Genomic DNA, 18540 nt, shown 5'->3' with positions numbered 1-18540 from the left:
AGGCCGCACCAGCGGCTACAACATACGCCCCTGCCTGGGGCGTGGCCGGACATCCACATGTCGCCCGCTCAGGGAGTCCAAGCACACCTTGACCTGCAAGGACACAAGCCGCATGGTGTGCTGCTGCCGATCCACTGGGGCACCTTCAACCTGTCCCTGCACCCGTGGGCGGAGCCGGGGGAGTGGACGAAGGACGCTGCTGAGGAGGCCGGGCAGGCGGTTGCGTCTCCGCGGCCTGGCGAGCCCTTCGAGCCTGCGGGGACACTCCCCACCGACCCTTGGTGGCGGGCCGTGTCTGTCCCCATCGCACATCCGTGGCGCCGCCCTAAGGGGCCACACTTCACACCGGAGGTCACGCGGGCCGATGTCGACTTTGCCGGCGAGCGGTGACGCCGGCGATGGCGGACACGGCCTGCTCGCCACCGCGACCATGGGACAGCTGCGTACCGCGGCGCAGACGCTCGCCGACCTCGAATTGGCACCCGACGAACTCCTCACCCACACCGACGATCTTGTGCAGAAGCTCACCGAAGAGGCCGCCCGTGTTGCCCATACGAACGCTCCAGGGCCCCCACTTCCCTCCCAGAGCTGCTGGTGAAGAGGCAGTGTTCCGAGTCTGCGCTATTGAGGGACGGTGAGCAGTACGCGGCCATGGCCTCCGGCGTCGACGCGGTCGTGGGCCTCGGCGATGTCTTCGAGCGGGTAGCGGTCACCGACGTCGATGGTGAGGGCGCCGACGGCTGCTGCGGCGGTCAGGTCGCGGGTGGCCTGCCTCCTGGCCTCGGCCGGGAAGTCGTCGCTGCCGAGCAGCCGCAGGGTGACGTTGTTGAACAGCAGGGGCCAGAAGGGGATCTCGGTGCGGTCGGCGCGGGTGGCGTAGGCCGCGATGACGGCGTTGTTGGCGGCGACGGCGTTGTCGAGGTCGGCGTTGTCGGACAGGGCCACCTCGATGATTCGGTCGACGCCCTGGGGTGCGTACGAGCGGATCGCCGCCGCCGGATCCTCCTGGTCCAGGGCGATGGCGTGGGAGACGACGGCCGGGGCGACCTGGTTGAGGTCCGAGCTGCGGCGGACGGTGGCGAGCACGGTGGCCCCGCCCCAGCAGGCGAGTTGGGCGGCCAGGGAGCCGACCCCACCGAGGACGCCCTGCACGAGGACGAGCTTTCCGTCGACGGGACCGTCGGCGAAGACGGTGCGGTGGGCGGTGATCCCGGGGATGCCGAGGCTCGCGCCGAGGTCGTCGCTGAGGTGGTCGGGCAGGGGGACGGCCTGGTGGTCGGGTACGACGGTGTACTGGGCAGCGGTGCCGAAGGGGCGGTACGACTGGGCGCCGTACACCCAGACCCGCTGCCCCAGTCGGCGGGCGTCGCCCCCGTCGCCGACTGCGTCGATGACGCCGGCGGCGTCGCTGTGCGGGATCACCTGCGGGTAGGGCATGGATGAGCCGAGCCAGCCGCGCCGCTTCTTGGTGTCGCCGGGGTTGACGCCGGAGACGGTGACGCGGACGCGGACCTCGCCGGGGCCGGGCGTGGGGTCGGGGAGTTCGCCGACGTGCAGGACGTCGGTGGCGGGGCCCTGTTCGTCGTACCAGGAAGCAAGCATGGGCGGGTATCTCCGGGCCGGTCAGCTCGCGGGTTCTTCGAGCCGAGGGGGATCGTTTTCGGTGCGCGCGGTGACGGGCGCGGGCGGCTCCTTGCCGAGGACCTCGCGCAGCCAGGTGCGTTCAGCGGTGCTGATGGCGCGGGCGGTGAGCAGCATGCCACGCCGGTAGGGATCGGTGACCTCCTCGGCGCGCAGCGGCCGTTCGCCGTCGTAGAAGAAGCTCGCCGGCTCTTCCAGGAACTCCAGCCGCCTGCGAAGCACCGCGTGCTGCTCGGCCAGGTCGGGCAGGTGGGAGAGGAAGGCCAGGATGGTGAAGAACCGGGTGAAATCGGTGATCTCGTGGTCGGCGGGCTTGCGCAGGCGTTTGCGCAGCTCCGTGCGCCCGGCCTCGGTCAGGCGCAGCACATACCTCGCGGCACCCGCGGCCGGGTCCGCGCGCCGCTCCAGCAGGCCCGCCTTGGCGAGACGGTTGATCGCCGGGTACAGGCTGCCGTCACTGACCGGCCGCGTGTAGCCGGTCAGCTGGGCGACGCGGCGGCGCAGCTCGTGTCCCGGCAGGGGGCCCTCCGTGAGGAAGCCCAGGATCGCTAGTTCCAGCATCTCTCCATCATCACATACTCACATCGAACCGATGTTTACATCGTTTCGATGTTACGGTTGTTGCAGGCCGCCTCACTGTCGAGGCCCGCTTCCGCTCCCGTCCCCACGCCGACTGGCCAGTCCCCGGGCCCGGCAGATCTCCCGCGAGTGGCGATATGAACCTTCCCCGCACCTCTGGTGTCCCCCTCGGTCCGGTCGCAGCTGCGGCAGGCGCCCCGACCGACGTACTGCCGCAATCCTCTATGGTCGTCGCAGCGTTCTCCACGGTGGTCGAGTGGTACGACTTCACGCTCTATCTGTTCATGACCACCGTGCTATCCCGGGTCTTCTTCGGCTCCGGCGCCGACTCCGTGCTCACCACGCTCGCCGTCTTCGCCATCGCCTACTTGATGCGTCCACTCGGTGCCCTCGTCTTCGGCCACGTCGGAGACCGGTTCGGCCGACGCAAAGTCCTGCTCGCCTCGATGACGGTGATGACCGCCGCCATGGTGGTCACGGCCCTGCTGCCCACCCGGGAACAGATCGGTCCGACGGCCGGAGCGTTGCTGTTGCTGCTGCGGTGCGTGATGGGCTTCTCGGTGGGCGGCGAGTACACCGGCGTCATGACCTACCTGGTCGAAGGAGCCCCGCCCCGGCGCCGTGGCCTCGTGGCGTCCCTCGCCTCGGCCGCCAGCGAGGTCGGCGCCTTGCTCGCCGTCGGCGTGGCCGCGCTGACCACAGCGACGATGAGCAGTCGGTCGCTGGAGGCATGGGGTTGGCGCCTTCCGTTCTTCATCGGCGCCCTCCTTGCTGCGGGCACCCTGATCGCTCGCTCGACCATGCGCGAATCCCCGGCCTTCGAGCAGGTCCAGAGGGCCCACGCGACGAAGCACGGACCGCTCCACGAGACGCTGCGAACCCAACGTCCGGCCCTGTATCGAACGTTCACCATCTCCGCGCTCGGCTCAATCACGTACTACGTCGGCATCACCTACCTCCCTACCTATCTGACCTCGGTCGGCGGTTCCGCCGAAGGTGACGCGCTGTGGCTGGCAACTCTCGCCTCCGCCGCGGTCATCGCCGTCACGCCCGTCGCCGGTCTTCTGGCGGACCGGATTGGACGGCGGCCCACGCTGTTGTTGTTCGGCGGGCTGTCTCTGGTTTTGCCGGTGGCGATGTTCGCGTTCATGGTCGACGGCCACCACACCCAGGCTCTGGTCGGCGCGGTGGTGCTGGCCCTGGTCGCGGGCGGCGTCAGTGCGGTGGGCGCCTCCGCCGCTCCGGAGCAGTTTCCGGTCGAGGCGCGGCTCAGCGGGCTGGCCGTGGCGACGGTGGCCACCACCCTTTTCGGCGGCTTGACGCCGTACCTGTCCCAAGGTCTGATCGACACCACCGGCTGGAGTCTCGTCCCCGGCCTCATGGTCGCCATCGTCGCGCTCGTCGCCGTGCCGGTCCTGTGGCGCCTTCCGGAAACCGCCCCCCTCCCCGTCCTCGCCAGTCGGACACCGGAGGCGTCCACGACCGAGTCCACCGCCTGATCCGCCACGAGGCCGTCGTCCGACAGCACCCCACCCGTCACATCACCGAAGGGAAATGACCATGACCAACACACTGTCCCGGCAGACCTTCGTCACCTCTGCCGACGGCACGAAGATCGCCGTCGCCGTCACCGGCCAGGGACGTCCGCTCGTGATCTCCCCCGGCGCTCTGAACGCAGCCCAGGACTGGCAGCTGCTGGCCGACGCCCTCGCTCCACACTTGACCACCTACGCGGTCGACCGCCGCGGCCACGGCGCCAGCGGAGACAGCCCCGATCACAGCCTCGAGCGCGAACAGGAGGACATCGCCGCCGTCCTGGATCTCGCGGGCCCCGACGCGGTCCTGCTGGGCCACTCCTACGGCGGCATCGTGGCGCTGGGCCTGGCGCTGCAGCGGCCTCCCGCCGCCTTCATCCTCTACGAGCCCCCGGTCCCGCTGCACGGACCCGTCGGAGGCGACGCCATCGCGCCCTTCGAAGAGGCCGTGGCGGAAGGCGACCTGGAGCATGCCCTTGCCTTCGGCACGCGGAACTTCCTTCGGATGCCGGAGGAGGCGATCGAGGAGTTCCGGCGCAGCCCCGTATGGGCCACCCGGGCGTCCATGACGCCCACCTGGGCGCGGGAAGTCCGGGCCATCGACACCTTCGGCGACGACCTCGACCGGTTCGCCCGCCTCACCATTCCTACGCTCCTTGTCACTGGGGAGCTCAGCCCGCCTGTTCTGCTCGACATCTCCCGGCGCCTCCAGGAAGTCCTGCCGATCAGCCGTCTCGTCCAGATCCCCGGTCATGCGCACGAGGCATACCTGACCGCCCCCGAAACACTGGCCGAGGAGATCCTCCCCTTCGTTGCCAGCGTCGGCACGTGATCAGCCCGCTGGTCGGTCAACAGGAGAGAGGCATAGGGATATGTTGCTTGAATCATTCCAAGACGTCATGAATCACTTCGTCGACTTCGCTGACACGGCCAATGGCTGGTACAGCCTCGCCGCTCCTCGGTCTGAGTAGCGACCTCTGCGGCGAAAGCGTGTGCATCGGCAACAGTTTGCTCGACATGATGTCGTTGGGCTGGTTCTGCCGCTACGGCATGGGGTTGTGTGAAGTCCCAAAAGACTGGACCGAGTTCAGCGCTTACCTGAAACGTGTCGTCGACGAGGGCCTCACACATGTCGAAGCAGGCACGCAGGCCATCCGTTCCCTGCTGGTCGACACGCCTTCCCCGCTACGTTGGCTGCCAGACCGCCTCTGCGGGCCGGTCGGCCGCCGACTCGGCCGCCTCCAAGTCTGGGTAGCCGCCGCGACGCTGCCCCCTCATCCGGGACCGCATGTGCCTGACGTGGACCACACGCGATGCTGCGGGCTTCGCGGTCTTCCGCCGCCTGATACGCATCCTGGCGGGCCCTCCTCCCGCACGACGCCCGCTACCTGCCCCAGGCCCGTGTCGGCTGGCGCCGCCACCACACCACCCGGCAACCTGCCACCCCGATATCGGCCGACACCTGCGGTGCAGGAAGCGCACCACGATCACCGACAAGACGGCGCCGCCCGCGCCGGACCTGGTGAACAGGGACTTCACCGTGAGAACGCTGAACGCGAAGTGGTGCGGCGACATTACGTACATAGTCGCGACTGTCTCTCGATGCCTCGCAAGTCGTGGGGCGTCGAGAGACAGCCGCACGCGGGTCAGCGAGAAGGCGCCCAGCGTGGCGGGCGGTGTTCGCGGAAGGCGCGCATGCCTTCCGCGGCCTCCTCGGACGCGAACAGGTCGGCGGAGAGCTTGACCATCGCGTCACCCTGCTGCGTGAGCACATGGCGCACTCGCGCCGTGGTCAGTTTCTTGGACTCGGTTAGACCCTGTCGGGAGCACAGCCGCGGGGCGCTGACGAGTTGCCGGACGCTGTCCTCGGCAGCCGATGCGTCGCGCGTTGCCTCGGTCAGCAGGCCCACGCTCTGCGCCGTGGTGCCGTCGAACGCCTCGCCCGTCAGGAAGTAGCGGCCGGCTGCCCGTTCGTCGATGCGGGGCAGGACGGTGAGGGAGATGATCGCGGGGGCCAGACCGAGCCGGACCTCGGAGAAGGAGAAGGTCGTGTCGGCGGGGGCCACCGCGATGTCGGCGGCCGCGACAATGCCCAGTCCGCCAGCCCGGGCATTGCCGTGCAGATGGGCTATGACGGGGACCGGGGTCTCGACGATCCGCCGCAGCAGCCCCAGCAGCGTCTCGGCGCCCTGCTGCAGACGTGGAGTATCCCGGTGGCGGGGTGCCCGCACACGCACCGGTCCCGGTGCCCGCCGGCCGTTGGAGGGTCCGAGCCACCCATACCAAGGCGAACGAGGAAAACTGGGTCGGCTTGGTCCAGATCCTGCCCGCCGATGCTTGAACGGGCAGTCGCTTCAGTTGAGTGCGGTCAGGTGCTGAGCGCGAGGTTGTGCAGATGGGCGATGCCGAGCATCGCGTGGTGAACGCCATCGCCTTCAGTCGGCAGTCGCGGTGGCCGCGCGAGGGCATGGTTGATTGCCCCGGCTGTAGGGCTGGGGTGTGGGAGATCAGGCGGGTGCGAGGCCGGAGGTGTCGACCCCGAGGGCGCTCAGTTCGGCGATGAGCCGTTGCTGCCGTCGCTTGACCTGGTGCGGCTGCTGTTGCCAGTGGCTGGGTCCAAGGTCCCGGTAGTCGGTGTCGTTGGTGAGCATGTGCCAGGTGGCGATCACGATCTTGTGCATGATTGCGACGAGTGCGCGCTTCTTGCCCATGCGTCTGATTAACCGTCGGTAGTGAGCGTTGAGGTAGGTGCCCTTGGTGCGTGCCGCGGCGGCGGCCGCATCGCCGAGGGCGCCCTTCAGCCAGACGTTGCCGTGTGTCGTGGCGCCTGAGTAACTTCGGCCCGCTGACTGGTTGTTCCCAGGAGCCACGCCACTCCAGCTTGCCAGAGCGGCCGCGGTGGAGAAGCGCGTCATGTCGGCGCCCGTCTCGGCGATCACGACCTGCGCAAGGCGGGTTGAGACGCCGGGGATGGTGACCAGGAGATCGTGCTGCCGGCGTAAGGGCGCGGTCTCGGCATCGATGCGCTGATCGAACGCGGCGATCTGCGAGTCGATGGAATCTATGTGGGCCAGGGCCTGGGATGTCAAGAAGGCGTGGTGGTCTTCGAAGCGGCCGGTCAGGGCCTCGCGGAGATCCGTCATCTTCGAGCGGGCCTTCCCGACGGCCAGATCGGCCAGCACTACCGGGTCACGCTCACCGGCGATGAGTGCTTCGATCATGGCGCGGGAAGACATACTCAGCGTCTTGGCCAGTACGAGCGAGGTCTTGATGCCCGCGTCCTCGAGCACTTTCTCCAGCCGGTTCAGCGCGCGGGAACGCTCTCGGACCAGGCTGGTGCGTTGCCGGGTGAGGTCACGGAGCCGTCGGATGCGCTGGGGTGGCACGAAAGACGGGGAGACCAGCCCGTGCTGGGCCACCTGGGCGATCCAACGGGCGTCGGAGACTTCGGTCTTGTGGCCTGGCACCCGCTTGATGTCGCGGGCATTGACCAGCCAGACCTCAAACCGTTCCTCGAGCAGGTAGAACACCGGTTTCCAGTAGTCCGCTGTTGCCTCCATGACCACCAGCTGAACGTCCTGCTCGGCCAGCCAGTCCGACAACAACAGCAGTGACCTGGTCATCGTGGAGAAGGTGCGGACCTCATCCCGGTAGCGTCGTGAACCCTGGGAGACCGGCCCGCGGACGCAGGCCTTCACATCACCCTTGGAAACGTCGAGTCCAGCGACTCTCTCGACCAGCACATCCATAGCGAACCACCACCTCGGAGACCGTCATCGCCAAACGGCCCCGGCCTGGTGAGGGCACAGCCAACTTAAGAATCTGACTCGCGTGCTCAGAGGCAACAGTCCAGGGCGCCTTCCCCAGCCCTCGCGCCAAGCTTCCACACGGACTCAACCGCACCAAGATCCTTCGACGTCACCCAAGCCGGAGCCGCCGTCAGAATTTTCCCCAGTCAAGGACGCCGCAAAGCGGCCCGGACAGCTTCCAGTTCTTCATCCGCGCGAAGGCGTGCTCGATGCGAGCGCGGACACGGCGGTGCGAGGCGTTGTGCTGCTGCTTCCATGCGGCGAGCTCCTCGCCTGGCTCATGCCGGTGCGGATGACGAGTCCGGTGCCCCGGTAGCGGCCGTCGGCGATGGTGGTTACCCGGCCGACCATGGCCTTTGCGCCTACGGCGTCTGTGTTACACAGCCCGTCCGCCGCGTGCTGCCCCATCGGCAACACCGCTTTCATGCCGGAACCAGGAGTCAAGGATAGCCAGGGTGTCGCTGGTCCGGCGAGCCAGGCGGCCGTTGCACGGCTGTTCGTGTGGCTGATGTGTGGGAGTCGGGGGCGGGGTGGTGGATGGGGCCGGTGCCGCGGGACAGGGGCAGGCTGGTGCCGTGATTGGCGTGGGCGATGATCTCGGCGGTGATGGAGAGGGCTGTTTCTTCGGGGGTGTGGGCGCCGAGGTCGAGTCCGATCGGGGAGTGCAGGCGGGCCAGTTGGTCCTCCGGTACGCCGGTCTCGCGTAGCGCGTCCAGGCGGTGGTCGTGGGTGCGGCGCGAGCCCATTGCGCCGATGTAGCCGAGGGGGAGGCCGAGGGCCAGGCGCAGGAGCGGGATGTCGAACTTGGCGTCGTGCGTGAGGACGCAGAGCGCAGTGCGGGCGTCGACTTCGGTGTGCTCCAGGTAGCGGTGTGGCCAGTCGACGACGATCTCGTCGGCGTGCGGGAAGCGGGCGGGGGTGGCGAAGACGGGGCGGGCGTCGCAGACGGTGACCCGGTAGCCGAGGAAGTGGCCGGCCTGGCTGAGTGCGGCGGCGAAGTCGATGGCGCCGAAGATCAGCATGCGGGGGCGGGTCGCGTGGGTGTGGACGAGAACGGAAAGTTTCTCGGGGCAGGTGTCGGCGTCCCCGCCGACCTCGACGCGGGCGGTTCGCCCCGCTCGCAGCAGGGCGCGGGCCTGGGCCGCCACCGCCCGGTCCTCGTTCTCGCCGCCCAGGGTTCCGTCGTATGCGCTGCCGTCGCCGAGCAAGGAGAGGGTGCGGCCGAGGAGGTGCTCGGGGCCGTCGACGATCTGGGCCAGGGCGATGGGCCGTCCCGACACCGCCTCTTCCAGGGCCATGGTGAGGTGGGGTTGGGCCGTGGGTTCTACGCGCTGTACGAGGACGTCGATCTCGCCGCCGCAGGTGAGGCCGACGGCGAAGGCGTCGTCGTCGGAGTAGCCGAATCGGGCCCGTGCGGGGGTGCCGTGGTCTACCAGCACCTGTTGGCACAGCTCGTAGACGGCACCTTCCACGCAGCCGCCGGAGATGCTGCCGACCACCTGGCCGTCGGTGTCGACGGCGAGGGCGGTGCCGGGTGGCAGGGGTGCGCTGCCGCTGACCTGGATGACGGTGGCGAGGGCGAAGGGGCGCGCCTCGCGGCACCAGTTGTAGAGCGTGTCCGCGATGTTGAGCATGGGCGGGTCTCCGGGTGAGACAACGTGGGACGACGACTTGGGTGGCGGGCCGCCGCCGTGTCGTCGGGGGGAGCGACATGGCGGCGGCCCTGGGGAGTCCGGCGGCCGGGCATGGTCGGCCGCCGGACGGTCGGGCGAGCATCCGGGGACTCGGGCTGGGTGAGCGCCCGTGTGCCTCAGAGCAGGGCTTCGACGGTGATGGGCAGTTCGCGGACGCGGCGGCCGGTGGCGTTGAAGACCGCGTTGGCGATGGCGGGAGCCACGCCGATGTAGACGACCTCGCCGAGACCCTTGACGCCGATGGGGTCGGCCTTGAGGTCCTCGCCGCCGTCGAGGTAGATCCCCCGCAGTTCGGGGATGTCGGCGTTGACGGGGACGAGGTAGTTGGCGAGGTCGGCGTTGACGATCCGGCCGTCGCGGTGGTCCGTGGTCGTGTGTTCCAGCAGAGCCTGGCCGATGCCGCCGACCATGCCGCCGAGGGCCTGGCTGTCGGCGAGCTTGGGGCTGATGATCCGGCCCACGTCGTAGACGCCGAGCATACGCCGCACCCGTACGAGGCCCAGGCGGGCGTCGACGGCGACCTCGGCGAACGTCGCGCTGTAGGTGTACATGGAGAACCGGGACTCGCCGGGAGTGAAGGAGCCGAGGACTTCGAGGTGGGTGCGGTTGTTGCGGGTCAGGAGCTGCCGGTAGGTCTCCCCTCGGGTCGGGTTGTCTCTTACGTGCAGCCGTCCGGCGCGGACCACGATGTTGGCGGCGTCGGCGCCGTACAGGGGCGAGCGTTCGTCCTCGACGGCGAGCTTGATCGCCTGCGTGCGGAGTTTGTCGCAGCCGTCCAGGACGGCGGAGCCGACGTTGGCCATGGTCTGCGAGCCGCCGTGCGGCGGGGTCGGCGGCATGGTCGAGTCGCCGAGCCGGAAGGTCACGTTGCGCATGGTCAGGCCGAGGGCGTCCGCGGCGAGCTGGGTTTGGGAGGTGTAGGTGCCGGGACCCATGTCGCTGGTCGCGGCCTCGACGAGGGCGGTGCCGTCGGCGTCCAGCCTGACCCGGGCCTGGGCGGGGCTGCGCAGGACGTCGTAGGTGCCGGTCGCCATGCCGGTGCCGATCAGCCAGTCGCCGTCACGGGTGGAGCGGGGCCTGGGGTTGCGCCGGTGCCAGCCGAACTCGCGGGCACCGACGGTCAAGCACTCACGCAGCCGCCGGGTGGAGAACGGCAGTCCGTTGGACGGGTCCTCCTCCGGTTCATTGCGCAGGCGCAGCTCGACCGGGTCGATGCCCAGCTTGTCGGCGAGTTCGTCCATCGCCGACTCCAGGGCGAAGGCGGCGGTGGCGAAGCCGGGACCGCGCATCCACACCGGCGTGTTCACGTCCAGCGGCACGGTCCGGTAATCCTGACGGACGTTGGGCGCGTTGTAGAGCATCTGCCCGGCGTGCTGGACGCCCTCGGTGAAGTTCTCGTAGCTGGAGGTCTCGGCCTTCAGGTTCTGGACCATGGCGCTCACCCGGCCGCGCCGGTCGCTGCCCAGCCGCACCCGGTACTCGTACGAGGGCCGGAAGCCGGTCCCGAAGTACAGCTGCCTGCGGGTCAGCATGAGCTTGACCGGGCGGCCCGTCTCGCGGGCGGCGAGGGCGGAGATGGTGATGTGCGGCCAGGCGCGCATCGCGTTGCCGAACGCGCCGCCGACGAACGGTGAGATGACGTGCACCGAGTCCTGCGGGATGCCGAACACGGCGGCGAGGTCCTTCTGCGTACCCTTCGGCCACTGGGACTTGTCCCACAGGGTGAGCTTGTCGCCGTCCCAGCGGGCGATGGTGGCGTGCAACTCCATCGCGTTGTGATGGGCGCGGGCTTGTTGGTAGGTCGCGTCCAGCCGGACGGGGGCGGAGGCGAGCGCCTTGTCCGCGTCGCCCCGCGAATAGGCCACAGGCGGGCCGGCCGGAGCGGAGGCCATGTCGGTCGACGACTGCTCGGCGGCGTAGCGGACCTTCACCAGGTCCGCGGCGTGCTGGGCGACCTCCAGCGTGGTGGCAACCACGACGGCGATGGGCTGGCCGTGGAAGAGGACCCGGTCGTCCTGGAAGACCCGCAGCTGCTTGCCCGGCGGATCGTACGACTCCGGGTTGCCGCGGTAGGCCAGGTTGGGCGCGTTGAGGTGACTGATCACCTTCAGGACGCCGGGCTGAGCGAGGGCGGCCCGGGTGTCGATACCGGTGATCCGGCCGCGGCCGATGCTGCTGTCCACGACGACCGCGTGGACGACGCCTTCGATGTCGTGCTCGGCGGCGTACGTCGCCTTGCCGGTGACCTTGAGCCGGCCGTCGACCCGGGAGAGCGGCGCTCCGACGGCTGCCTGGGGCTGCGGGCTCACTTGGTACCTCCAACGGTGCGCAGCTGGCGTTCGACGGTGCGTTTGAGCAGTTCGACCTTGAAGCGGTTGTGCTCCAGCGGGCGGGCCCCGTCCGCCGCCCGTTCTGCCGCCTCGGCCCACAGCGCCTGCGACGGCCGCTCGCCGATCAGGTGTTCCTCGACGGCGGGGAGCTTCCAGGGCACGGTGCCCACGCCTCCGGCGGCGACCTTCGCCTCGCGGATCACTCCGCCGCGGATGTGCAGGGCGACGGCAGCCGAGGTGAGGGCGAACTCGTAGGACTGCCGGTCGCGCACCTTCAGATAGCCCGACTTCAGCGGGCGCGGAAGGGCGGGGATCTCCACCGCGATGATCAACTCACCCTGCCTGAGGGACTGTTCGCGGTTCGGGGTGCCGCCCGGCCGCAGCAGGAAGTCAGCGAACGGAACGGTGCGCTCGCCGTCCGGGCCCAGCAGGTGCACGTTCGCCTCCAGTGAGGCGAACGCCACGGCAACATCGGAGGGATGCGTGGCCACGCAGGCGTCGGAGGTGCCCAGGATCGCGTGGGTGCGGTTGACGCCCTCCAGCGCGGCGCAGCCGGATCCGGGATCGCGTTTGTTGCAGGCAGCAGTCACGTCACGGAAGTAGGTGCAGCGGGTGCGCTGCATAATGTTGCCGCCGATGGTGGCCATGTTCCGCAGTTGGGCTGATGCGCTCAGTTCCAGTGCCTGGGAGATGACCGGGTAGGTGGTGCGCACTTTGGTGTGGGCAGCTGCCTCCGCCATCCGCACCAGCGCGCCGATCCGCAGGCCGCCGCGTTCGGTGACGGTGACTTCGCGCAGCGGCAGGTCGCTGATGTCGACGAGGGTTTTGGGGCGTTCGACGGTCTCGCGCATGAGGTCGACGAGGGTGGTGCCGCCGGCGATGTAGCGTCCGCCGCGGCGGCCTGCGTTGAGTGCCTCGGCGGTGTTGGAGGCTTTGGTGAAGGTGAAGGGATACATGGGGCTGGGCCTCATTTCCTGTGGGCGGTCTGTTCGACCGCGCGCACGATCTTGACGTAGCAGCCGCAGCGGCAGATGTTGCCGCTCATCCATTCCCGGATCTCGTCCGCCGATCCGGTGTGGCCTTCTTGGATGCAGCCGACGCCGGACATGATCTGCCCCGGGGTGCAGTAGCCGCACTGGAAGGCGTCCTGCTCGACGAACGCCTTCTGCAACGGGTGCAGTTCGTCGCCGTCGGCCAGGCCCTCGATGGTGGTGACCTCCGCACCCTCCAGCCGCACCGCCAGCGTCAGGCAGGAGTTGACCCGGCGGCCGTCGACCAGGACCGTGCAGGCCCCGCAGGCACCGGCGTTGCAGCCCTTCTTCGAGCCGGTCAGGGCCAGGTGTTCGCGCAGCAGGTCCAGCAGCGAGGTCCGGTTGTCGACCGTGACGGTGTGACGCTTCCCGTTGACCGTCAGCGAGACGTCGCTGCTCGGCGGAGCCTCGGCGGCCCCCGTCTCCGTGCCGAGCGCGGCCGGACCCGCAATCAGGCCGCCGGCCACGACGGCACCCCCGACAGCGGTGGTCGTCGCGATGAACGTGCGCCGGGACGGCGCGGAGGTGGGCTCGGTGGGGGGAGGAACAGCTGACTCGGTGAGTTCAATTGACATGCGTACGCTTTCGGATCGGCGGAAGGTCAATGGCCTTACTCGTCGGTGTGCCCGGAGGCAGATCCGCGTCGTCCGTCACCACTGGGGCGAACAGCGGTGCTGTACTGGGCCGTTCTGGTGACGGACGCGGCGATTGGCTGCGGCGCGGCCCGAACTCACCTCTGCGGTGTGAGCTCGAGGCTCGGCTTCAGGGATGCTCAGGCGTTGGTGTCGTCGTATGCGAGGTTGGCGCCGAGTTCGCGGGAGGCTTCGGCTTGTGCGAGGAGTTCGTTGGCCTTGGCCTTGACGCCTTCGATGGCGTCGGCGCCGGCGATGAAGCGCTGCGGGGGCTTGTCCTGGTTGGCGATGGTGAGCAGGGCGCGGGCGAGCTTGGCGGGGTCGCCGGTCTGCTGGCCGTTCATGCTCTTCCAGGCCGCGATGGTCGCGGTGGTGCGCTCGGCGTAGTCGTCGATGGTCGGCTCGGGCCAGATGGTGGAGCCGTCCACGAGCAGCTCGGTGCGGAAGAAACCGGGCTCCACGACCGTGGTGTGGATGTTGTACGGCTCGACGTCGTAGCGCAGCGACTCCATCCAGCCCTCCACGCCGAACTTGGAGGCGGCGTAGGCGACGCAGAACTCCTGGCCGATGATGCCGGCGGAGGAGGAGAGGGTGATGATGTGGCCGGCGCGCTGCTTGCGCATGATGGGCAGGACGGCGCGGGTGACGTTCATGGGGCCGAAGAGGTTGGTCTCGATCTGCTGGCGCATCTGGTCGGGTGTGATCTCTTCGAAGTAGCCGGCGTAGAAGTTTCCGGCGTTGTTGATGAGGACGTCGATGCGGCCGAAGCGGTCGACGGCGGCCTGCGCGGCGGCCTGGGCGTCGTCCAGGCTGGTGACGTCGAGCCGGGTGACGAGCAGGTTGTCGTGGGGTCCGCCGAGGGTCTTTTCGACCTGTTCGGGGCGGCGGCCGGTGGCGACGACCTGGTGGCCGGCGGCGAGGGCTTCGCGGGCGATGTCGGTGCCCAGACCGCGTCCGGCGCCGGTGACGAGAATGACCTTGCTCATGAGGGGGTCCTTTCAGGCGCCGTATCCGGCACCCGTGTGTGATGGGGTGATGATGTTCCGAGTCGCGGGAGGTTGCCGAGTGCCCCGGCCCACCGCGCGCTCGTCCCTTACCGAGGCGCGCCGTGGCGGTCCCCTGCGGATGGCCGGGCGACAGGTGCGGTCAGGCTTGGTCGGTGGGCATGATCCACAGTTCGCCGATGGAGGCGTGGCGAGGGCGGGTGACCATGTAGGCGACGCCGTCGGCGATGTCCTCGGGTGAGAGGACCTCGGTCGCCTCGTAGAAGGGGTCGATCATCTCGCCGCGGATCTCGGGCTTGTTGTGGGAGCCGAGTTCGGTGTCGACGCCGCCCGGTTCGAGCACGCCGACGCGTACGTGGCGCTGGGTGACTTCCTGGCGCAGGGACTCGGTGAAGCCGTTCACGCCGAACTTGGTGAGGTTGTAGACGCCGTATCCGTTCCAGGCGACGCGGCCGGCGATGGAGCTGATGTTGACGATGTCGGCGACCCGGCGCGGACCGTCCTCGGCGGCCTTGAGCAGGTGCGGCAGGGCGGCGCGGGTGGTGTAGAGGAGGCCCTGGACGTTGACGGCGAGCATGCGCTCCCACTCCTCGACGTCCGCGCCGACGACGGGCCCGAGGAGCATGAGACCGGCGTTGTTGACCAGGATGTCCAGTCGTCCGAAGTGCTCGACGGTCTGCTGCACGGTCACCTCGGCCTGGGCGCGGTCGGTGATGTCCGCCTCCACCACCAGGGCGGTGCCGCCGGCCTTCTCGATCTCGGCGGCCAGCTCTTCCAGACGGTCCTTGCGGCGGGCCACGAGCGCTACGGAGGCGCCGTCCTCGGCGAGTTGGCGGGCGGTGGCGGCGCCGATACCGCTGCTCGCGCCGGTGACGAGCGCGACGGTACCGGTCAGATTCGTTGCCATGGGGTGGTTCTCTTTCTGGACGTACGACATGGGGGGCAGACGGCGGGGTGTCACATCAGGCGCCTGGGCCGACGGGATGCGTAGAGCCCGGGTCAGGAAGCGAGGGTTGCCGGGGCCCTGTGGCCAGCGGTGTGACACTCGACCTGGGCTGGCCACAGGGGTGAACCGGTCACTATGGGTGAGGCAGAGCGGCTGCTAGGCGGTCGGTATGGCGCCGATCTGCTGGAGGATGGTGAGCATGTCGAGCTGGGCGCGCTCTTCGACGATCTTGCCGTGGGCGAGGCGGTAGAAGGCCATGCTCTCCGCGTGGACCTTCTTGCCGGTGCCCTCGTACCCGGCGAAGGGCCCCTCGTGGGTGCCGGTCATGGTGTAGCGGATGGCCACGGTGTCGCCTTCGGCGCGCATGTCCTCCACCGTCCACTTGAGGTCGGGGAATGCCTTCTGGTTCGCAGCGACGATGCCGAGGTAGGTGTCCCGGCCCTGCTGTGTCGTTCCGGCGAAGTGAATGACGATGTCCGGGCTGAGGAACTGCTTCGCCAGCGCGGGGTCGCCGGTGGGGAGGAACTCGCTGGTGAAGCGCTCCATGATGCGCTTGTTCGCCTGGGCGGTCCCGTGGTTCCACGAGACGGAATCCGCGGCCACGGTGGAGCCCGTGTTGACGGTGGCCGTGCCCATGTCCGCAGCACTCACTCCGTAGGCCGAGGCGCTGAGTGCTGCCACAGCTGTGACCACGAGGGCAGCCTTGTTGGATCGACGCATGGTTATTCCTTCTGCTTCAGAAATTCGCAGCGCCGACGGCGCCGCGGAGAGGCACTGGAGACGGGCGCCAGGTGCGCCGCCGCCGTCGGGCCATTCACACCACCATCGGCGGTGCATCCCCTAGAGAACCGGTTGGCGCGAGCGGGCGGGAGACCCTGATGAGGGGGTCACTGACAGGGACCCCCAGCCCTGCGGAACCGCTCGTAGAGTGGAGGACATGACAGGTAGAAACGACCCATACGACACCAACCGTGATGTGCCTGGTGATTTCCGTGCGGAGATCCGGGAATTCCTGGGCACGCGACGGGCCAGGGTCACCCCCGAGCAGGCCGGACTGCCCCTGTACGGCGGAGACCGCCGAAAGGTCACAGGGCTGCGCCGCGAGGAGGTGGCCCTTCTCGCCGGCATCTCGAGCGAGTACTACACCCGGCTGGAGCGCGGCAACGCCACCGGCGTCTCCGAGAGCGTCATCGACGGAATCGCTCAAGCGCTGCAACTCGACGAGGCCGAGCGAACCCACCTGCTCGACCTTCTGCGCGGCGCCGGCACGACCCGTCCGCCGCGACGCCGACCGGCACAGCAGCGCGTCCGGCCCGCGGTGTGGCGCGTCCTCGACTCGATGGTGGGCACGCCAGCGTTCGTACTGAGCGGGCGCCTGGACATCCTGGCCGCCAACCACCTTGGGCGCGCCCTGTTCTCGCCGCTCTACGCTGACCCGTTGAGGCCGCCCAGCAACGCCCGATTCGTCTTCCTCGACCCTCATGCGGCCGAGTTCTTCCGTGACTGGGACGAGGTGGCCAACGACACGGTCGCCATGTTGCGCGCCGAGGCCGGACGCGATCCCTACGACCGGCGGCTGACGGACATGATCGGAGAACTGTCCACCCGCAGCGAGGAGTTCCGTCGCCGCTGGGCCGCCCACAACGTCCGGATCCACACCACCGGCATGAAGCGACTCCACCACCCGGTCGTCGGAGACCTCGACCTGCCGTTCGAGACCTTCCCGCTGGGCGCCGATCCCAGCCAGTTCCTCCTCACCTACACCGCCGAGCCCGCATCACCCTCGCAGGACGCCTTGAACCTGCTGGCCAGCTGGGCGGCGACTACCGGCGCTATCGAGCAGTCCGCGTCGACTGACGACTCCGAACAGGCCGCGTCGGCCGAGACGTCCGACTGATCGACGGGCCATAGCGTGACAGCGTGTCGATTCGCGGGCGTCGTCAATGTCTCCTGCGTCGCCGCCCGATCCGTCGCCTCCGAATGAGTCGGTCCGTGACTTCCTCGGCCCGAGCCCTCACCCACAGTGCAGGCAACCGGGCGTAGCTGGTCCGCAAACACGCCGTTGAAGCCCGCCCGGGCGGCTGCATCGACGAAGTCGCCCGCGGGGCGCGGGGTCATGCTGCCCAGCGCCCCCAGACGTGATGCCGGAGCCGTCGCTCCAGGAATCCGGCTATTTCGCCGTGTCGGCATCCTGCTGGAGACCAGGCAGATCGAGGGATGCTGTACGCATGGCGACCTTCCGGATCTTGCCCGTCACGGTCATCGGGAACTCGTCCGTGAGGGGCACATAGCGCGGGATCTTGTAATGCGCGAGATTGCCGACGCGGCACGCCCGCACGACTCGGCGGTGAAAGAGGGGAACCGCGATTACGCCGCCCAGCCCCTCCCACTCCACCTTCCACTTGAAGTGGGGTGTGATGTTCTCGGCGCGCTGGTAGTCGCTTACCCAAATCTGGCGGTGGCGCTCGATTACCTGCCCGTCGAGCCCGCGGTCCGTGGACACGACGACTCCGCCTATCGCTGGTGTTCACCGTGTCGCAGCCCGATCTGGCCGCTGCTATCCGGTTCGCAGAGCCACGCCACATCGACACGGCTCGAGGCCGGGACGTCGTCCACGATCCGTCGCATTGCTGCGGAACCGTCGAGAAGGGCCAGGATCTGGCTGTAATCCTCGGTGAGTTCGGACAGCAGGTTTGGCTGCGGCGGCTTTGCCGCTTTAGTGCCACAGGAGTTGTGGTAGGAGGCCTTCCGCCAAGCCACCAGGGCTGAAGCCCGTGATCACAGTTCTGCGGCTCAGACCGCGAGCACGGCTCTACAGCTCATCGTCATTCCTGCTCGAGCTCCAGCGCTACCTCCAAGTGGAGACCTCTGTCGGGAGCCCTCCGACTGGAGGTACGAGGCCGCTGGCAGGGCGCGCAGGATCTCGGCCACCCGCCAGAGCAGGCGGAGTGGTGACGAACGACACCTGACATGCGCGACCTCACAGCGATGCGAAGCGCCGTGCAGCCAGCGAAATGGAGGCACTGGCGGCTTCAGCCCCGCACCTTGCCCTACGAGCCGGCAGGCGGCGAGCGGTTGGATGCCGCGACCGCCCTCACTTTCCCTCGTCACGAATGTGACGACCTGCACGATGATGGTGCGTTCCCCGGCCTTGAGGGTCAGACGTCTCCTCTGCTCCCGCCTGGTTGATGTCGACGACAGCCGCGTCAGCGCTCTCATTCGGGAATGCGAGGGTGTCGCGCGCCTCGATTCCAACGCTGAGCCGGTGGCGTCCCTCGCGGGCGATCGGTGCTGGACAGGGCATGTTAACGATGGTTAACGTGGTGCTGGTCGTTGCCG

15 protein-coding genes and 6 pseudogenes are annotated in these 18540 nt (G+C 68.8%); 7 read left to right on the top strand and 14 right to left on the bottom strand.

Going from position 1 to position 18540, the window contains the following annotated elements; genetic code table 11:
- Positions 1-42: 42 nt before the first annotated feature.
- Both ABT009_RS22150 and ABT009_RS22145 read left to right on the top strand, forming a co-directional pair.
- Positions 43-390: pseudogene (locus tag ABT009_RS22150) on the top strand (MBL fold metallo-hydrolase); the annotation flags it as partial.
- A gap of 4 nt (positions 391-394) precedes the next feature.
- Positions 395-538: pseudogene (locus ABT009_RS22145) on the top strand (SpoIIE family protein phosphatase); the annotation flags it as partial.
- Positions 539-621: 83 nt separating this feature from the next.
- Here the strand turns inward: ABT009_RS22145 and ABT009_RS22140 are convergent.
- Entirely contained in the window at positions 622-1602 is a 981-nt protein-coding gene (locus tag ABT009_RS22140) for an NADPH:quinone reductase (protein ID WP_351297435.1), read from the bottom strand.
- A 21-nt stretch (positions 1603-1623) separates the two neighbouring features.
- Positions 1624-2202: a PadR family transcriptional regulator gene (locus ABT009_RS22135; RefSeq protein WP_351297432.1), complete on the bottom strand. Its 579-nt coding sequence runs from the start codon at positions 2200-2202 to the stop codon at positions 1624-1626.
- Between the two features lie 242 nt (positions 2203-2444).
- Here ABT009_RS22135 and ABT009_RS22130 point away from each other — a divergent pair, with 242 nt between their 5' ends.
- The 4 genes and pseudogenes from ABT009_RS22130 to ABT009_RS22115 form a co-directional block, all read left to right on the top strand.
- A complete protein-coding gene (locus ABT009_RS22130; protein ID WP_351297429.1) occupies positions 2445-3719 on the top strand; it encodes an MFS transporter in 1275 nt (424 codons plus the stop codon).
- Positions 3720-3780: 61 nt separating this feature from the next.
- The gene (locus tag ABT009_RS22125) at positions 3781-4587 is read left to right on the top strand and encodes an alpha/beta fold hydrolase (RefSeq protein ID WP_351297426.1); all 807 of its coding nucleotides are present in this window, start codon (positions 3781-3783) and stop codon (positions 4585-4587) included.
- Positions 4588-4688: 101 nt separating this feature from the next.
- Positions 4689-5021 (top strand): annotated as a pseudogene (locus ABT009_RS22120) (hypothetical protein); the annotation flags it as partial.
- 175 nt (positions 5022-5196) lie between these two features.
- Positions 5197-5340, top strand: a pseudogene (locus ABT009_RS22115) (IS3-like element ISRhosp1 family transposase); the annotation flags it as partial.
- A 61-nt stretch (positions 5341-5401) separates the two neighbouring features.
- Here the strand turns inward: ABT009_RS22115 and ABT009_RS22110 are convergent.
- From ABT009_RS22110 to ABT009_RS22060, 11 genes and pseudogenes are all read right to left on the bottom strand, one after another.
- A complete protein-coding gene (locus ABT009_RS22110; RefSeq protein WP_351297423.1) occupies positions 5402-5986 on the bottom strand; it encodes an enoyl-CoA hydratase-related protein in 585 nt (194 codons plus the stop codon).
- Positions 5987-6123: 137 nt separating this feature from the next.
- Positions 6124-6206, bottom strand: a pseudogene (locus ABT009_RS22105) (IS5/IS1182 family transposase); the annotation flags it as partial.
- A 56-nt stretch (positions 6207-6262) separates the two neighbouring features.
- Positions 6263-7504, bottom strand: a complete 1242-nt coding sequence (locus tag ABT009_RS22100) for an IS110 family RNA-guided transposase (RefSeq protein WP_351297420.1) — start codon at positions 7502-7504, stop codon at positions 6263-6265.
- Positions 7505-7736: 232 nt separating this feature from the next.
- Positions 7737-7927, bottom strand: a pseudogene (locus ABT009_RS22095) (transposase family protein); the annotation flags it as partial.
- Positions 7928-8004: 77 nt separating this feature from the next.
- Positions 8005-9198 carry an XdhC family protein gene (locus ABT009_RS22090; protein WP_351297418.1) on the bottom strand — a complete coding sequence of 398 codons (1194 nt, stop codon included), beginning with the start codon at positions 9196-9198 and terminating at the stop codon, positions 8005-8007.
- A 176-nt stretch (positions 9199-9374) separates the two neighbouring features.
- Complete coding sequence (locus ABT009_RS22085) at positions 9375-11567, bottom strand: xanthine dehydrogenase family protein molybdopterin-binding subunit (protein ID WP_351297415.1); 2193 nt, start codon at positions 11565-11567, stop codon at positions 9375-9377.
- Positions 11564-12544: an FAD binding domain-containing protein gene (locus tag ABT009_RS22080; protein ID WP_351297412.1), complete on the bottom strand. Its 981-nt coding sequence runs from the start codon at positions 12542-12544 to the stop codon at positions 11564-11566. Before ABT009_RS22080 ends, ABT009_RS22085 begins: the two co-directional genes overlap by 4 nt.
- Positions 12545-12555: 11 nt before the next feature.
- Positions 12556-13194, bottom strand: a complete 639-nt coding sequence (locus tag ABT009_RS22075; RefSeq protein WP_351297409.1) for a (2Fe-2S)-binding protein — start codon at positions 13192-13194, stop codon at positions 12556-12558.
- 197 nt (positions 13195-13391) lie between these two features.
- Positions 13392-14237 (bottom strand): SDR family oxidoreductase, encoded by an 846-nt coding sequence (locus ABT009_RS22070; RefSeq protein ID WP_351297407.1) that lies wholly within the window; start codon positions 14235-14237, stop codon positions 13392-13394.
- A gap of 160 nt (positions 14238-14397) precedes the next feature.
- The gene (locus tag ABT009_RS22065; protein ID WP_351297404.1) at positions 14398-15162 is read right to left on the bottom strand and encodes an SDR family NAD(P)-dependent oxidoreductase; all 765 of its coding nucleotides are present in this window, start codon (positions 15160-15162) and stop codon (positions 14398-14400) included.
- 195 nt (positions 15163-15357) lie between these two features.
- Entirely contained in the window at positions 15358-15921 is a 564-nt protein-coding gene (locus ABT009_RS22060; RefSeq protein WP_351297401.1) for an ester cyclase, read from the bottom strand.
- 217 nt (positions 15922-16138) lie between these two features.
- Here ABT009_RS22060 and ABT009_RS22055 point away from each other — a divergent pair, with 217 nt between their 5' ends.
- On the top strand, positions 16139-17098 hold the full coding sequence (locus tag ABT009_RS22055; protein WP_351297398.1) for a helix-turn-helix domain-containing protein: 960 nt from the start codon (positions 16139-16141) through the stop codon (positions 17096-17098).
- Between the two features lie 273 nt (positions 17099-17371).
- Here the strand turns inward: ABT009_RS22055 and ABT009_RS22050 are convergent, their stop codons facing one another.
- Positions 17372-17704 carry a hypothetical protein gene (locus ABT009_RS22050; protein WP_351298070.1) on the bottom strand — a complete coding sequence of 111 codons (333 nt, stop codon included), beginning with the start codon at positions 17702-17704 and terminating at the stop codon, positions 17372-17374.
- Positions 17705-18540: the final 836 nt, after the last annotated feature.

The organism is Streptomyces sp. NPDC002896 (assembly GCF_040295225.1).
Lineage (GTDB): Bacteria > Actinomycetota > Actinomycetes > Streptomycetales > Streptomycetaceae > Streptomyces.
The sequence above is the reverse complement of the archived record's forward strand: the minus strand, read 5'-3'. Positions and strand labels throughout refer to the sequence as shown.

What these genes read in the sequence shown, in the direction of transcription:
- ABT009_RS22140 (WP_351297435.1), bottom strand. Translation starts at nt 1,602, where the DNA reads ATGCTTGCTTCCTGGTACGACGAACAGGGCCCCGCCACCGACGTCCTG.
- ABT009_RS22135 (WP_351297432.1), bottom strand. Translation starts at nt 2,202, where the DNA reads ATGCTGGAACTAGCGATCCTGGGCTTCCTCACGGAGGGCCCCCTGCCG.
- ABT009_RS22130 (WP_351297429.1), top strand. Translation starts at nt 2,445, where the DNA reads ATGGTCGTCGCAGCGTTCTCCACGGTGGTCGAGTGGTACGACTTCACG.
- ABT009_RS22125 (WP_351297426.1), top strand. Translation starts at nt 3,781, where the DNA reads ATGACCAACACACTGTCCCGGCAGACCTTCGTCACCTCTGCCGACGGC.
- ABT009_RS22100 (WP_351297420.1), bottom strand. Translation starts at nt 7,504, where the DNA reads ATGGATGTGCTGGTCGAGAGAGTCGCTGGACTCGACGTTTCCAAGGGT.
- ABT009_RS22090 (WP_351297418.1), bottom strand. Translation starts at nt 9,198, where the DNA reads ATGCTCAACATCGCGGACACGCTCTACAACTGGTGCCGCGAGGCGCGC.
- ABT009_RS22080 (WP_351297412.1), bottom strand. Translation starts at nt 12,544, where the DNA reads ATGTATCCCTTCACCTTCACCAAAGCCTCCAACACCGCCGAGGCACTC.
- ABT009_RS22075 (WP_351297409.1), bottom strand. Translation starts at nt 13,194, where the DNA reads ATGTCAATTGAACTCACCGAGTCAGCTGTTCCTCCCCCCACCGAGCCC.
- ABT009_RS22070 (WP_351297407.1), bottom strand. Translation starts at nt 14,237, where the DNA reads ATGAGCAAGGTCATTCTCGTCACCGGCGCCGGACGCGGTCTGGGCACC.
- ABT009_RS22065 (WP_351297404.1), bottom strand. Translation starts at nt 15,162, where the DNA reads ATGGCAACGAATCTGACCGGTACCGTCGCGCTCGTCACCGGCGCGAGC.
- ABT009_RS22060 (WP_351297401.1), bottom strand. Translation starts at nt 15,921, where the DNA reads ATGCGTCGATCCAACAAGGCTGCCCTCGTGGTCACAGCTGTGGCAGCA.
- ABT009_RS22055 (WP_351297398.1), top strand. Translation starts at nt 16,139, where the DNA reads ATGACAGGTAGAAACGACCCATACGACACCAACCGTGATGTGCCTGGT.